Source organism: Sphingorhabdus sp., from assembly GCF_044357595.1.
In the GTDB taxonomy this organism is placed as follows: Bacteria; Pseudomonadota; Alphaproteobacteria; order Sphingomonadales; family Sphingomonadaceae; genus Sphingorhabdus_B.
Map to the genome: position 1 here is coordinate 1 of NZ_JBIKPH010000013.1, position 15433 is coordinate 15433.

Consider the following 15433-nt stretch of genomic DNA (forward strand, 5'->3'; position numbering starts at 1 on the left):
GTTCCTGCGCGTAGCTGCCATTCGTATTCTGAACCTGCCCCATCAAGGTTGGCTTAATGGTCCAATTGTCATCCAGATCAATGCCGAGCGCCAAACGCGCGCCGTAGGTTTCAGCATTGTTGAAGTTTTCCTCCACCAACAACGTGTTGCTTTGCCGAATGCCCGAGCTTGCATAAGTGCGTGCGCCCAACACATTGTCGATATAACCAGCATCGTCGCGATACCAACCCACGAGACGCGCTGCCGCACCTTCGGCGATCGGCACGTTCACGAAACCTTCGTAGATTGCACCAAAATCACCATGCGCAACATTGTTAAACTCAACGCCAGCGCTTCCGTAGAGACCCGATGGATCCGGCGCGTTCGTCACCAGCTTCAACGTACCAGCCATCGAGCTAGCACCATATAAGGTACCCTGCGGTCCGGCGAGCGCCTCAACACGCGCAAGGTCATAGGCATGCAAATCAAGCGCACCTTGGATGGTCGTGATTGGCATTTCGTCCAAATAGGTGCCGACAGTTGGCAACGATGCCGAGTGGTTCGCGTTTTCGCCAGATGCCACACCGCGGAAATACACCTGAGCAAAGCCGGGGCCGCCCTGTTGAATGGTGACCGAAGGCAGGAATTTCACAACATCCTGTAATTCGCTCACTTGCAGCTGGTCGAGCTTTTCATTGCCAATGGCATTGATCGCGATCGGCACATCCTGCAAATTCTGTTCGCGCTTTTGCGCGGTCACGACGATGACGTCGCTGTCGGAGCCGGCGGCTTCTTGCGCCCATGCGGGAACCGCAAAAGCTGTTGATGTCAAAAGCACGGCTAACGCCGAACGGATCCTGTTTTTCTGAATTTTTAGGTGCACGCGGCTACCCTCCCTTGTTACTCTGTAACAAATAGACCCCGATTTGCGTTCTGGCGCAATATATTTTCGCTTTACCAGCCATTTGGGCCTAATTTTGCATCATTGTGTTGCAAGACAACAACTATGATAATGCGGGATATGTCTTCCAGAAAGGGCCGAGCGCGCGTTTCAGCGGCTCAAGATGGGCTGCATATGGTTTCCATTGATCAACGCCATCGCGGTTGATTGGGCGACGGACTTGCTCGCTGGATGCCGTGCGGACAGCACGTTTATTTTGATGGAAATTCAGGCACGACTCTTCGAACGGAAGACCCAAAAATTCCAAGAGCGAACGCATTTCACCTTCCGGATTTTCTAACAGTTGCTCGTGGATAACGCGATATACAGAGCCTGGCTCAACAGCATCGAAATGCGCCATCAAACGCACATAATCGGCATAATATTGCCCCAGATGGGCAAGGTCATAGCTAAACGCCTGCCCCTTGGCGAAATGCTGCCGGTAATTGGAGAAACAGCAATCCAACGGATGCCGCCGCGCGTCGATGATCTTGGCATTGGGAAGAATGAGGCGGATGAAGGCGAGATAATTCCAGTTGTTGGGCAGCTTATCGATAAAAAATGGCTTGTCCGTTTTGCGCTGAATGCGCGTGCGTTCCATGAACTCTGCGCCAAGCCTTTCTAAATCCTCCGCGCTGAAGCCGGCGAGCGCATCAATCCAGTCGGCATCGTTGCCTTCGCGCAGCGCCATCGCCGGAACATCGGGCAGTTCCATCGTGCCTTCCACCATTGAGTGGCTGGCGAGGATTTGCTCAATCAATGTAGAACCGGCGCGCGGCATGCCCAAAATGAAAATGGGGTCATGCGCAACATGCCCCTGCCCTGCACGCGATGCCAGAAATTCGGGTGTGCATTGCGCAATGACCCTGTCGACCTTTTGACGGACAGATTGCGGATCATATTTCAACTCAGCATTTCGCAAGGTGTTTGCGCGTTCATAATGCGTGAACGCCGCGTCATGATTGCTGCGTTCTTCCATCGCCTTGCCAAGCGCAAAATGCAGATGATATTCGTCTTCTAAACCAAGACTGGCAGATGTCAAAGCCGCCTCCATCGCGGCGAAGTCTTCGTCCGTGAAGCTGGTCGTTTTCAGATTGGCGAGGCTCCACCAAACTTCGCCCAAGGTCGGCTCGACCGCAAGCGCGCGGCGATAGGCTGCAACGCTCTCATCCTGATGGCCAACGGTTTTGAGCATATGGCCATAGCTCATCCACAATTTGGCGTGGTCGGGAAACCGCGTGGTCAGTTCTTTGTAAAGCGCGATGGCCTCTTCATAACCACCAATCCGTCCAAGTGCCGCGGCCTTCAGATTTTGCTGGACCGGGTTATCGCCCCCGTCAGCCAACACGGCATTGAGATGCTCAAGCGCTTCTGGAAAGCGGTTTTGCTTGTACAATATCGTCGCTAAATTGGCGCGCGCTGCGCCGAAGTCTGGTGTCAGCTCCAGCGCCCGGCGCAGCAAAGCTTCGCTGTCCTTCAAACGGCCAACGCGCGCGGCCAGCTCGGCCATCATGCGAATGGCCGCCACATCGGTGGGCGCTTCGCGCAAATGGCCGCGCAATATGGGCTCTGCGTCCTCCAACCTGTTTTCCGAAAGCGCGATGGCGGCCGCCATAAGGTTGGGGTTGCGCAAGGCGGCTTCAATGGCAGGACGGGCGGAGGGCTGGTTCATGTGGAGCGGTCTAAGCCAAGCGGCGGCGCTTTTGAAGCGGCCAAATCATCTGGCGTGTCTATGTCACGCAAACTGCCAATTGGCGCCGCTAATGTGCTGGCGTTCAAAAGGATATGCCGCGCACCGGCATCCCCCTCAGTGTCCAGCAAGCGTGACCATCTGTCGCGCGGGAAAATGGCGGGCGGCATGGATTGGATCCCGTCAGAGGACGCAAGTATCTCGCCGTCACAACCCGCAATCAACGCCGCGACATGGGAAGTTTGCACAAATGGCATATCGGCGAGCAGTATCATCAACGCCTGCGCTTCGGTCTGTGCCGCGGCCTCAACCGCAAGATGCAACGAACCCGATAGGCCAAGTTCCGCGTGCCGATTTTCAGCGATAGTGTAACCCAGCTTCAGATAATGCTGCGTAATCGCTGCGCTCGGTTGGCACACGGCGATATGCGCGGCTGCATCCAGCTGCGCCAACTGCGCCGCAGCGCGAACGCCAAGCGGCATACCATCCAGATCGGCCATCAACTTATCCGAACCAAAACGGCGCGCGTTACCAGCGGCGAGGACGACGATTGCGACGTCCTTTGTGTCCATCAACGCAGGCCCATATTAAACGCGCGGATCATTCCGCCCGCAATCGACAGCGCGATTTCCGGCGCGCTGATCGCGTTAATCGCAACGCCCGCTGGACCTTCTATCCGCGCAGTTTGGTCCGCACCAACCCCCGCCGCAGAAAGCCGCGATAGCCGCGCCGCATGAGACCTTACCGAGCCAAGCGCAGCGACATAAGCAGCGGGACTATCCAATGCAGAAATCAGCGCTGGGTCGTCAATCTTGGGATCATGGCTCAACGTCACAATCGCGCTGCGGCTGTCGGGCGCAAAGGCCTTAACCGCTTCGTCGGGCCAGCGGTCATCAAGGCGCACACCAGGAAAACGGTCCGCCGTCAAAAACCGCCCGCGCGGGTCGCATAAGGTGACATCGATGCCTTGCGAGACCGCAATCGCCGACAGCGCCGCCGCAATCTCCACCGCGCCTATAATCAACAACCGGCGGGGCGGATAATAGACGTTTACAAAGCTCTCTGCCGCAGAATCATGTGCTATCATGCTGTGGCCAGAGGCAAGGTTCGTTACGACGGCTAATGTTGCTCCATTACCCCGCGCGTTAACGATGTCGGCAAACAGGCCTGCAGGAAAACCGTCCACCGACACAGGCTGCACCAGCACTTGAATATCACCGCCACAGGGCAGGCCAACGTCCCACGCCGCATCGTCGGCCACGCCATAGCGGCGGACTATCGCTGGCGCGCCGGCCAAAACCATCTGCGCGCGTTCCAGAACGTCGGCCTCAACACAACCACCCGATACCGAACCCACGAAACGCCCATCGGCATGGACCAGCATATGCGTGCCGACCGGGCATGGCGCCGATTTCCACGTTTCGACCACCGTCGCAATCGCCATAGGCGCGCCAGCCCATTCGATTGCGGCGGCGAGGATACGATCATGATTGGCGCTGCCCGTTTGCATGGCTAACCGCTAGCAAAGAGGATGAAGCGTTGCTATACGAAACGCATCTAAAGGCGGGAGCTTCTTCACATGGCAATTCAGACGTCAATCAATGGTAAGGCGGTCGCTCTGTCCGCAGAACCCGATACGCCCTTATTATGGGTCATTCGCGAAGAGCTTGGCCTGACGGGTACAAAATTCGGTTGCGGCGTTGCGGCGTGCGGCGCGTGCACCGTCCATGTTGATGGCGAACCCACCCGCTCTTGCAGTGTCCCCGTCAGCGACGTCGCAGGCAAATCGATTACCACGATTGAAGGCCTCAAATCCGCCGACGGAACGCTGCACGCCGTGCAAAAGGCATGGATCGCCGCGCAAGTGCCACAATGTGGATATTGCCAGTCCGGACAAATCATGGCCGCTGTCGCGCTCATCGAAAAAACGGGCCGCCCAAGCGACGCGCAAATTGACGAGGCGATGACCAACATCTGCCGCTGCGGCACCTATCCGCGCATTCGCAAGGCGATCCATGCGGCAACTGGGTAAGCCGCCAAAGCCGCGGAAGGAGCCGTCTGATGACCGACACCCCTATAGCCGATAGCGCAGCAGCACCCGTAAAACGCAAAGGCGTGAAGCGCCGTGCCTTCCTCATCGGCGGCGTCGCAATTGTGGGCGCTGGCTTGTTCGGCATATCTATCGCCGACAGCAACGCTGCCAAAGACGCCAAGGCGCGCATCGCTGGCAAAGGCGCGCATGTTTTTGCGACATGGCTGAAAATTGGTGAGGATGACAGCATCACCATTTATTCGCCGCATACCGATATTGGTCAGGGGTCGAACACAGGTCTTGCGCAAATGCTCGCCGAGGAACTCGACGCCGCATGGGATCAGGTGCAATTGGTCTCCGCACCTGCAGAACCCTCTTTTGCCAATGTCGGTCTGGGCCGCGGATTTCTGGGTGAGATGACGGGGCAAGCTGCGATCGTCAATGGTATTCCAGCATCCTTTTTGTCGTTCATCGCACGCCAAATGAACCTTCAGATTACGGGTGGTTCAACCGCCTTGCGCTTCACGGGGCAGCAGACATTCCAAAAGGTCGGTGCAGCAACGCGGCTCGCATTGATTGAAACCGCGGCCAAGCGTTTGAATGTCCCTGCGGCTGAACTGACCACGCAAGACAGCCGGGTCATCCACGCCAAATCAAGCCGTGCACTGCGTTATGGCGAGCTGGCAGCCGAAGCTGCGACCTTGTCGCTCGATAATGCGCCAAAGCTTAAGGATCCTGCGCAATATCGTCTGATGCGCCAATCCATGCAGCGTTTGGATATTCCGGCAAAGGTCGATGGTACCGCACAATATGGCATGGATTTCGCGGTGCCCGATATGCGCGTCGCAACAACCATGGCCGCGCCCGTGCGCGGTGGAAAGCTGACGTCAGTCGACTCAGCGCCCGCGATGGCCATCAAGGGCGTGGAAAAAGTCATAAAGCTGGATGACGCGGTTGCCGTGATTGCTAAGGGCTATTGGCCCGCCATTTCGGGCCTGCGCGCTTTATCGCCCAGCTTCAGCGATGGCGGCAATGCAGGCATTTCGACTGCATCCATTTTTACAGCGCATGACGCACTCATCGCCAAAGGTAAGGCCGATAATGAGGCCGGCGAAGGCGATGTAAAGGCTGGCCTCGGTGCAAAGCCGATCGAAGCGAAATATCAGGTCCCGTTCCTCCACCATGCGATGATGGAGCCCTTTGCGCTCACCGCGCATTTCAAGGACGGTAAGCTCAACATTTGGGGCGGGATGCAAGACCCGTTGGCGACCAAAATGGCGGCGGTCGAAGTGTCCGGTTTGGATGCCGACAATGTCACCTTCCACCCCATGATCATCGGCGGCAGCTTTGGCCGGCGTTTGCCCATGTATATGGAAATTGTCAGCCAAGTGACGAAGCTTGCGATGCAATTGCCCTATCCGGTCAAGCTGATCTGGAGCCGTGAGGAAGAAGTCGCGCAAGGCGCCTATCGTCCACAAAGCTCTGCGGTGCTGACGGCATCGGTAACGGATAAAAAGCGGATTGCCGCTTATCAAAACGATTATGTCCAACCCGAAAGCGCCGAGGACGAGACCGTATTCCCGTACATCTTGCCTGCCGTGTCACGTCGGCATTTTGCGCATGTTTCGAACCAGAATACGGGCGCATGGCGTTCGGTAAACTCAACGCAGCAAGGCTTTTACAATGAAAGCTTCATGGATGAACTGGCGCACGCCGCTGGAGAAGATCCCGTTGTTTTCCGCCGCAACCATTTGAAGGCGGGATCGCGACATCTGCGCGTATTGGACGAAGTCGCCGCGCGCAGCGGATGGGGCACGCCTGTACCTGCAGGGCGCGGACGCGGCGTTGCGTTGGTTGAAAGCTTCAAAACCATCGTCGCACAGGTCGTTGAAGCCTCGGTGGGCGAAGACGGCATGCCAAAGGTGCACAAAGTCACAACGGTCGTGGACGCCGGTAGCATCGTTAACCCTGATGCAGCCATGGCGCAAATGGAAGGCGGCACGATCATGGGCCTGTCTTCTGCCATTGGTGAAGCCATCACGCTCGACAAAGGCGCGGTGCAGCAAAGCAATCTGAGCGATTATCCGTTGCTGACCATGGCACAATCACCCTTATTCCAGGATATCCACTTCCTGAACAGCGGCGCGGATATGGGCGGCATTGGTGAACCCGGCGTTCCACCAGCGGCGCCGGCCTTGGCCAATGCGCTGTTCGCGGCGACGGGCAAACGCGTGCGCAACCTGCCGATAAAAACGCAGGCGAAAGGGTAATTTTGCCGCACGCACGGGTATTGCAACCAACCGATAATCTGGAAATCGCCGAGACTTTGGCGCGGGCGTTCCAGAATGAAGCGGGCTGGAGCTATGTCATACCCGACCCCCAGTTGCGTGCACGGCGACTGGTGGGCGCATTTCATTTGTTCCTGCGCGACGAACATCGCAAAGGCGCGGTGTTTGGTACGGATGGCATTGAAGCCGTAACCTTATGGCGCGGCCCCGGCCAAGCGCGCGACAGCATGTTCGATACGGCACGGAATATCATTCCCTTTGTCCAACAGTTGCGCTTTTCCATTTTCCGCGGGCTTGAAGTCGCCGACTTGATTGAAAAGCATCTACCGAAAGAGCCTGTCTGGTATCTGCATTATGCCGGATGCGACCCCGTCTTTCAGGGTAAGGGCTATGGCGGGGCAGCCATCCGCGCCGGTCTGGAGCGCGCCGATCATGACGGCCTGCCCGCTTATCTGGAAACGGCGGATGCGCATAATATCCCTTTATACCAGAGCCTTGGCTTTGCCATAAAGCACAGCTGGCAAGTGCCCGAGGGCCCGCAATTTTGGGGTATGCAGCGGCCCGGCAAAACGCGGCACTAATTGCGGGTGGCGCAGCCCCTTGCTCTCCTTCGAAAAGCCAGCTAGCCCATTGATACGCACCAGGTCTGCGCGAGAGCGTGGATAATAGGGAAGCCGATGAAAATCCGGCGCTGTTCCCGCAACTGTAACCGGCGAGCTTTTGCTCCAAATGCCACTGGCGAGACGGGAAACCGTGAAACTGGGAAGGCGGGGCTAAGGCACTGACCCGGGAGCCAGGAGACCTGCCTGATTGCGGTTTGTCCTTTGTGCTTGCGGGACACTGGCGCAATCGGGGTTTTCCTCCGCGTGACGACATTTGTTTGGACGTCGTGCGAGGGAGATTAAATCATCACCATTTTTAAATATGCGGCAGCCGCGGTTGCGGTGCTGCCGACACCCGTCTTTGCACAAGCTGCAGACGACGACATTGTCGTTACCGCAAGCGGCTTTGAACAGCCGCGGTCCGAAACAGGTCAAGCGATTGAGATTGTCGGTCGCGGCCGGCTTGATCAGTTGCAGAGCGCAACCGTCGTGGATGCCCTGCAAACCGTTCCGGGTGTCAGTGTTGCCGCGCGCGGCGGGCTTGGTGGCCAGACCAGCGCCTTCATTCGCGGGGGGAGCAGCGCGCAAACGCTCGTTCTCATCGACGGTGTGCGGATCAACGACCTCACCAGCCCCAATGGGGCGTTTGACTTTGGCGCATTGATGACGGGCAATATCGGGCGCGTTGAAATCTTGCGTGGGCCAAATTCGGTAATCTGGGGCAGCCAAGCGATTGGCGGCGTTGTGAATGTCCAATCCATTGCGCCCGTTGATGGTTTCGAAGGTCGCTTGGGCGCCGAATATGGCGGATATGATACCAAAAGGCTGAACGCCAACATCGCGGGGACCAAAGGCGTGTTCGAAGGCAGCGTCGGCGGCGCATTCGTCAAGAGTGCCGGCATTTCCGCACTGGCTGGCGGAACAGAGCGTGATGGCTATGCCAATGCGACGGGTAATGCGCGGTTGAAGGTCAATATCAGCGACAACTTCACCTTTGATTTTCGCAGTTACTATAACCGCGCAAAAGTTGAATATGACTCAGAATTTGGCGTTGGCGCCAATGGACTGCCCGTTTCGCGTAACCGCCAATTTGTGGGCTATGTCGGCGCGCAGTTTGATATGCTTGATGGTCGCCTACACAACCAGATTGCCTATACCCGCACCGACTTAAGGCGGATTGGCACCGACCCAATCGTGTTCAGTTTCAACAATTTTAATGTGCGCGGCGCAATTGACCGGGTGGAGTATCACACGGCGTTTGACCTGAACGATGCGCTGACATTTGTTGCGGGCCTCGAATATGAACGGACATTTGCTAGCACATCGTTTGAAGGTGCTGCACCCGATGTTGCGCGCAATGACGTTGTCAGTGGCTTTGGCCAAATCATTGTTCGTCCTGTAAACGGTCTAACGCTCACCGCTGGCGTCCGGCATGACGCCTATAGCAATTATGGGGGGCAAACGACCTTGGGCGGCAACCTGGCCTTTACGCCCAATGAAGGGCGGACCATGTTCCGCGCGACCTATGCCGAAGGGTTTCGCGCACCGACGCTGACCGAGGGCCAGCCGCCTTATGGCAATCTGCAGCTGAAGCCGGAAACCGCGCGCAATTTCGACCTTGGCGTCGAGCAGCAGTTTCTCGAAGGCAAGGCACAGCTTTTCGGGACCTATTTCAACCGCCGCAGCAATGATCTGATTGCCTTTTCATCGGTCAGCTTTCAATCCGAAAATATCGATAAGGTGACGGCAAAGGGTCTTGAGATAGGTCTGGATTTGAACCCCAGCAGCCAATTGGATATCCGCGCAAGTTATACCTTGGTGGACGCGATTAACCGCACCGCGGGCGACACGTTCGGTAACCGCCAAGCCTTGCGTCCCCAAAACAGCTTTAGCTTGACCGCAGACTGGCAAACACCCTTTGGCCTGTCGCTTGGCAGCAGCCTGCTAATCATCGGCGACAGCTTTGACGATGCGGCAAACAATGTCCGGCTTGATGGTTATGCTTTGGTCGGGCTTCGGGCGTCGATGCCGCTGACTGCTGCGCTTGAGGTCTACGCCCGCGTCGAAAATATGTTGGACGCGCAATATACCGTGGTGTCGGGCTATAACAGCTTTGGCCGTCATGCCACCATCGGCGTCAGGGCCAAATTCTGATGCGTTTTGGTTGGTGCATCCTCCCGATTTTTGCCTTGGCCGGATGCGCCAGCCAACCCGCCATTGCGCCCAATGGGGTCGTGTCGAACAATCCCTGCATTGATGCCGTGCTAGCCGAAATCGCCTTGCCCGGACAGGTTACTGCCATCAGCAGCTATTCCCATGACCCAGACAGCGCATCTGCGCCTCTGACATGGTCTGCAAAGTTACCAGCCATTGGTACAGGCGCTGAGGAACTGCTGCTGGCGCGGCCAAAGCTTGTGCTCACGGGAAATCTTGCCGCCTCTGGCGCCAACGCCGTCTTGGCACGCGCTGGCGTTAAAACGGTAGCGATAGGGGTCGCGCCAACGATAGCCGAAGATATACAGCAAATCCGGACGATCGCTGCCGCACTCGGCAGGGTAGACGCTGGAGAAGCGCTGATTTCCGACATTCGTAAATCTCTACCCGACAGCCAAATATCCGGGCCGCCCGTGTCGGCCATCATCTGGCAAAATGGCGGATTTGTGGCGGGTAAGGGCACGTTGCAGGACGAATTATTGGCGCGCCACGGATTTCGCAATGCCAGCGCGCAATATGGTCTATCCGCATGGAGCGTGCTGCCGTTGGAGACCTTAGTGCGCAACCCGCCACAGGTCATTTTCATGCCCACAGCCGCGCGCGGCGCCGATGTCCTTGCACTGGATGCGCGGCAGAAACTGCTCCGCCATTTGGGCAATCGCACCCAAATTGTGGACTTTCCGGACAGTTTGTTATTCTGCGGCGGACCAACGATCATGAAAGTGTCCGCAATATTGACTAAGACACGCAATTCTATTCAGAAGGCCATCCCATGAAGGCGCGTTCGCTGACATCACTCCTGCTGCTGCTCTTATGCGCGGCATTCCTGCTGTCGCTGATGGCGGGCAAGGTTTGGATTTGGCCAACCTCTTGGGCCGCGGATAATGCCGATGGCTGGATTTTCCTTGAACTGCGTTTGCCGCGTGCAGTCCTTGGGCTGTGTATCGGCGCGGTTCTGGGGCTATCGGGTGCAGTGATGCAGGGCTATCTGCGCAATCCGCTTGCTGACCCGACGGTACTCGGCGTGTCGGCGAGCGCGGCGTTGGGCGGTGTCCTTGCGATTTATTTGGGCATCAACATGCTGCCATTCGGGCTTTTTGGTTCTGCGATGCTTGGTGCAGGTGCCAGCATAGCATTGCTCCTCGCAATATCGCGGGGCGGCGGACCGATCGGGTTCATCCTTGGCGGCATGGTGCTTTCGACGCTGGCGAGCGCGCTGACCGCCTTTGTCATCAGCATTGCGCCGAACCCGTTTGCCGCGAGCGAGATCATAAACTGGTTAATGGGCGCGCTGACGGACCGGTTGATGACCGACGTTTGGACGGCCCTGCCCTTCATGGCATTGGGCGGTTTGCTTTTGCTTTCAACTGGCCGCGCGCTTGATGCGCTGACATTGGGCGAAAATGGCGCAAAGAGCCTTGGTATCGACTTGATATGGCTGCGATGGATCATCGTATTTGGCGTTGGCCTTGCCGTAGGCGCCTCTGTCGCTGTGTCCGGCGTGGTTGGCTTTGTCGGGTTGATCGTGCCGCACCTCATTCGCGCCCTTTATGGCGAACAGCCATCGCGGATATTGCTACCATCGGCGCTCGGCGGTGCGATCCTGACGCTCACCGCAGACAGCATGGTCCGACTTGTGCCCGGCCCCGGTGAAGTGCGGCTTGGCATAGCAATGGCAGTGTTGGGCGCGCCGTTCTTCCTTCTGTTGCTGCTGCGCTATCGCAAGGGCAGCTTATGACCCTGTCCGTTAGCAATCTCAGCTTTTCCCATAGCCGCCAGCCTAGCTTGGATGGGATCAATGCGACATTTGAGGCGGGAAAACTTAGCGTTATCCTTGGCCCCAATGGCGCAGGCAAATCGACTTTGCTGTCGTGCCTTGCTGGCGTGTTGAAACCCGATGTGGGTACCGCCAGCCTTGATGGCACAGACATAAACAGCATGCCCGCAACGGCCCGCGCGCAGCGTATCGGCCTTTTGCCACAAGGCGCAGAAACGCACTGGGCGATTACGTCAGAGGCGCTGGTCGCGCTTGGCCGCATTCCGCATATGCGCGGAGCCGGACCTTCGGCAGACGACCGCAGGGCTATATCAGCCGCCATGTCGGCTACTGCTACCGAAGGCTTCGCCAACCGCCCAGTCACAGCACTTTCCGGCGGTGAGCGCGCCCGCGTTCTTATGGCACGGGTGCTGGCTGGCGAACCGCAATGGATATTGGCGGATGAACCGCTGGCCAATCTTGATCCCGGCTTTCAACTCGACATATTGGGTTTGCTGCGGCGGCAGGCCAATGATGGAAAAGGCGTTGTCGCGGTGCTGCACGACTTGCACCATGCCGTGCGCTTTGCCGACCACCTATTGCTGCTGCATGAGGGCAAGTTATTTGCGCAAGGCAGCGTCGATGACGTCATCACCGCCGCGAACCTTGCCGACGTTTACGGCATTGACGCGCGGCTTTTCAAAGACGACGATGGATCAACCCAGCTGTTCATTAAAGGCAAGATTAAATCATGAAATATCTTCTTCCTGTTGCCGCCCTATTGCTGTCGGGATGTGCGGCCAATATTACCCCTCTAGGAGCTCCTCAGAGCGCGCAGGAGGCACTTCGCCCTTATTATGCGACACTCGATTACAAACTGCCAAAGGCGCCCCCTAGCCCCCCTCTATCGGCCGATACGGTGATCACAAGATTCGCCTTTGGCAGCTGCGTCAACGAAAACCGCGACATGAAATTCTGGGATGTAATCGCCGCGCAAAAGCCACAGGCGTTTTTGTTGATAGGCGACAATGTCTATGGCGATACGCGGCCGACCAATAGCGCGGATATCCCGACGCTAGCCGCAAGCTATAAAAAGCTGAACAACCGGGTTGAGTTCGACCGCTTTCGCCGAAGCATTCCGATGATGACGACATGGGACGACCATGATTATGGGGCGAATGATGCGGGCGGTTCATTCGCGTTCAAGGAATGGGCCGAGAAAGCCTATGAAACCTTTTGGGGCGCGTCTGACGATGTAAAATCCCGTCCCGGCGTGTATGAAAGCCGCATATTTGGTCCAGCGGGTAAGCGCGTGCAATTCATCATTCTGGATGCGCGCTTTTTCCGTTCAGACCTTGCAACGATGCCCTATCGTGATCCGGCCCCTGCACTTGGCTGGTACATCCCCAACATGGACACCAAGGCGACTGTGCTTGGCGCTGCGCAATGGAATTGGCTCGCGCAGGAACTGGAAAAACCAGCGGACGTGCGTTTCATCATTTCATCGACTCAAGTGATTACCGACGCGCATAATTTCGAAGGCTGGGCCAATTTTCCCAAGGAACGCGAACGCCTATATGCGATGCTCGGGCAAAAGGGCGTGAACAACGCCATTTTCCTGAGCGGAGACCGGCATAGCGGCGGTTTCTACAAGACCAATGCACCCGGCCTATCTAAACCATTATGGGATTTCACATCCAGCTCGCTCAACCTTGCTTTTGGCAAGGGCGACGGCGGCGATCGGGAGCCTGACCCAAGCCGGACAGGTGGTTTCTGGGGCATTGCAAACTTTGGCCAGATCGACATTGACTGGGCAGCGAAGAAAGTGACGATGACGCTGCGCAAGGATGATGGCAGCGTGATTGAAACGCAGGTCGCTAATGCGATCGATTGATCGCTGAATAATCCACGGCTGCTACCTTCTCCATGACCGCACTACGGATGGCCTGTGCCGTGGAAAGCGGCAGAGCAATCATCTCCAGCGTGCCACCTGCAATGCCAAACTTCAGCGAAGCCAGACCCAAGCGTCGCGTTAGAGGCCCCTGCGCAATTTCTATGCTCTGCACCTTCACCTGCGGCGCAATGGTCAATCGCTGCTGCCACCAGCCGCGCCGAAGGTATAATTGCTGATCATCTATCCCGAAGCGGTATCTGCGCCAGTCACACCAAAACATGAATGCGGCAATGACCAACAATAGCGATAAAAACATTGCAGGCGCAAAGGGCGTATCCGCAAATATAACCAACGCTGCCATCGCGATGAGTAACGGCGGCACAAGCAGGACTAACTGGATTATCCAGTGTAAAGCTGGGCCTGTGCGCAGCTGTTCGTCGCCATAAGGCGTCTCAATTCTTGCTGCCTTCGTAATGCGCCAGACTTCATCCAACGTGGCCAACGGCGCGGCGACATAATTGCTTTCTTCCTTGCTATCCTGAGCGAGGCTCACAAATTTCAGGCTGTGCCAGCCGCGCCGTTTGCGGATTGGGCCCGTTTGCACGACGGCCGCTTGCACCCGGTGCGTGGGCATCACGACATCGGTGAGCGTCAGCAACCCGCGCCGCCGCCGGAAACCCTTGGCCGTCTGGGTTAAGCGGAAACCATGCTCACGCAAAAATGTCCGCACTACGCCAGTCGCAAAGCCAATGAAAATCAGGCTGGTGAAAGCACCAAAGGCCAGAATCAATTGTCCTGCTATGCCGACACCATTGATTGTGTTGACGCTCACCCCGCTTTCTTGGGCCAAGCCAGCCCAGCGTTTCAAATCCCAGAGATCGAACGGCAGGAGAAAATCAAACTGCTGGGCAAGGCCGCCAAGAACCGCAAATATGATGAGTGAGAAGGAATAGAGGCCAAGGATAAAGACGCGTTGACCGTCCATCGCGAAGATCGTTTCTGCATCTTCGGCCTCGACCATTGGTGCGACATCTTGCGTTACCGCTACGCCAGCCTTGCGTGCGCGGATTAGCGCGCGCAACCGGTTCGCCTCCTCCAATGTGACGAAGCGTAACGTCGCGTCATCGCCATCGCCGCCACCTGTTTCAAATTTGACCTCGCTGAGCCCCATTATGCGCGCCAGCAGCTTTTGCTCAATGCTCACATCCTGAATGCGGTCATAGGGAATGGAGCGGGCGGTGCGGTTCAATATGCCTTTTTCAACGCGGATATCATCCGTCCCCACATGATAGCGAAAACGCAGCCATCCAAGCCAGCGGAAGAATAGGCTGAGCGCCAGCACAGCCGCGATGATGATGGGGATGAGCGCAGGGTTGTCTGATTTCCGCACGCCAAAAATGGCAGCAAACAAAGGGAACAACAGCTGCGGCAGGCCCGAAACAAAGCCGACGAAAAGGCCGCTAATGTGCAACCGCTCGCCTTCCTGCGCCGTAACGTCAATAGGGCCGTCTGTGGCGTGGTTCACAACACGTCTTGCCGAATGGCAGCCCGAATGGCCTCACGCATCGCCAGAGCGTCGGCATGCGCGAGGCCCGGTAGCGCCACGGTGCTGTTGTGATTACCTGCCGTGTGAACCGTCAGCTTGGCAAGGCCATAGCGCCGGTCGATCGGGCCTTGGTCGACGTCGATATGCTGGATGCGCCCAAAGGGCACAATCGTGTCGCTGTAGAACATATATCCACGCACAACGCGCAACCGGTCCGTTCCCATATCATAGCTCCAATGCCGATATTTGCGGGCTGGCACCGTGTATGCAACAAACGCATAGGCCAAAAGCACGGGCACGAGGAAGGTGCCGAGCGGAAGCAACTTTGCAAACTCCAGCACGCCTGCCCCAACAACAAATGGCAGCAAGCCAAGCGCGGAGGCTATCCGGCTTGTTGTGATGAATGCAGGGTCAAGTGGCGTAAGTTCCGGCAGATTGTCATCGGTCATGCGGCTGATATGCGCAGACTGTGTTGTGTTGGCAAGACGGTTT

At 57.1% G+C, this 15433-nt stretch carries 14 protein-coding genes and 1 riboswitch; of the genes, 8 read left to right on the forward strand and 6 right to left on the reverse strand.

The annotated features are described in order from the left end of the window. The 4 genes from ACIQ2T_RS03105 to ACIQ2T_RS03120 all read right to left on the reverse strand — a co-directional run. Positions 1-862, reverse strand: an 862-nt coding sequence (locus ACIQ2T_RS03105) for a TonB-dependent receptor plug domain-containing protein (RefSeq protein WP_397589526.1), incomplete at its 3' end; no start/stop codon positions are given. 121 nt (positions 863-983) lie between these two features. Further along, a complete protein-coding gene (locus ACIQ2T_RS03110; protein ID WP_397589527.1) occupies positions 984-2591 on the reverse strand; it encodes a sulfotransferase in 1608 nt (535 codons plus the stop codon). Next, positions 2588-3181 carry a nucleotidyltransferase family protein gene (locus ACIQ2T_RS03115; protein WP_397589528.1) on the reverse strand — a complete coding sequence of 198 codons (594 nt, stop codon included), beginning with the start codon at positions 3179-3181 and terminating at the stop codon, positions 2588-2590. The genes ACIQ2T_RS03110 and ACIQ2T_RS03115 overlap by 4 nt, the downstream gene beginning before the upstream one ends. Then, entirely contained in the window at positions 3181-4119 is a 939-nt protein-coding gene (locus tag ACIQ2T_RS03120; protein ID WP_397589529.1) for an XdhC family protein, read from the reverse strand. The genes ACIQ2T_RS03115 and ACIQ2T_RS03120 overlap by 1 nt, the downstream gene beginning before the upstream one ends. A gap of 69 nt (positions 4120-4188) precedes the next feature. Here ACIQ2T_RS03120 and ACIQ2T_RS03125 point away from each other — a divergent pair, with 69 nt between their 5' ends. From ACIQ2T_RS03125 to ACIQ2T_RS03160, 8 genes are all read left to right on the forward strand, one after another. Continuing rightward, positions 4189-4641, forward strand: a complete 453-nt coding sequence (locus tag ACIQ2T_RS03125; RefSeq protein ID WP_397589530.1) for a (2Fe-2S)-binding protein — start codon at positions 4189-4191, stop codon at positions 4639-4641. 29 nt (positions 4642-4670) lie between these two features. Further along, a complete protein-coding gene (locus tag ACIQ2T_RS03130; RefSeq protein WP_397589531.1) occupies positions 4671-6911 on the forward strand; it encodes a molybdopterin cofactor-binding domain-containing protein in 2241 nt (746 codons plus the stop codon). Positions 6912-6913: 2 nt separating this feature from the next. Further along, positions 6914-7510, forward strand: coding sequence for a GNAT family N-acetyltransferase (locus ACIQ2T_RS03135; RefSeq protein WP_397589532.1), 597 nt, complete (start codon positions 6914-6916; stop codon positions 7508-7510). Positions 7511-7554: 44 nt separating this feature from the next. Beyond that, positions 7555-7754, forward strand: a riboswitch (cobalamin riboswitch). A 119-nt stretch (positions 7755-7873) separates the two neighbouring features. Continuing rightward, positions 7874-9685, forward strand: a complete 1812-nt coding sequence (locus ACIQ2T_RS03140) for a TonB-dependent receptor plug domain-containing protein (protein ID WP_397589533.1) — start codon at positions 7874-7876, stop codon at positions 9683-9685. Beyond that, positions 9685-10521 (forward strand): ABC transporter substrate-binding protein, encoded by an 837-nt coding sequence (locus tag ACIQ2T_RS03145; RefSeq protein ID WP_397589534.1) that lies wholly within the window; start codon positions 9685-9687, stop codon positions 10519-10521. The genes ACIQ2T_RS03140 and ACIQ2T_RS03145 overlap by 1 nt, the downstream gene beginning before the upstream one ends. Beyond that, complete coding sequence (locus ACIQ2T_RS03150; protein ID WP_397589535.1) at positions 10518-11483, forward strand: FecCD family ABC transporter permease; 966 nt, start codon at positions 10518-10520, stop codon at positions 11481-11483. The genes ACIQ2T_RS03145 and ACIQ2T_RS03150 overlap by 4 nt, the downstream gene beginning before the upstream one ends. After that, complete coding sequence (locus ACIQ2T_RS03155) at positions 11480-12256, forward strand: ABC transporter ATP-binding protein (RefSeq protein ID WP_397589536.1); 777 nt, start codon at positions 11480-11482, stop codon at positions 12254-12256. The genes ACIQ2T_RS03150 and ACIQ2T_RS03155 overlap by 4 nt, the downstream gene beginning before the upstream one ends. Continuing rightward, a complete protein-coding gene (locus ACIQ2T_RS03160; protein ID WP_397589537.1) occupies positions 12253-13395 on the forward strand; it encodes an alkaline phosphatase D family protein in 1143 nt (380 codons plus the stop codon). The genes ACIQ2T_RS03155 and ACIQ2T_RS03160 overlap by 4 nt, the downstream gene beginning before the upstream one ends. Here ACIQ2T_RS03160 and ACIQ2T_RS03165 read toward each other — a convergent pair. Continuing rightward, positions 13379-14920 (reverse strand): PH domain-containing protein, encoded by a 1542-nt coding sequence (locus tag ACIQ2T_RS03165; protein WP_397589538.1) that lies wholly within the window; start codon positions 14918-14920, stop codon positions 13379-13381. The two genes, ACIQ2T_RS03160 and ACIQ2T_RS03165, sit on opposite strands and share 17 nt — an antisense overlap. Next, a complete protein-coding gene (locus tag ACIQ2T_RS03170) occupies positions 14917-15390 on the reverse strand; it encodes a PH domain-containing protein (protein ID WP_397589539.1) in 474 nt (157 codons plus the stop codon). The genes ACIQ2T_RS03165 and ACIQ2T_RS03170 overlap by 4 nt, the downstream gene beginning before the upstream one ends. Positions 15391-15433: the final 43 nt, after the last annotated feature.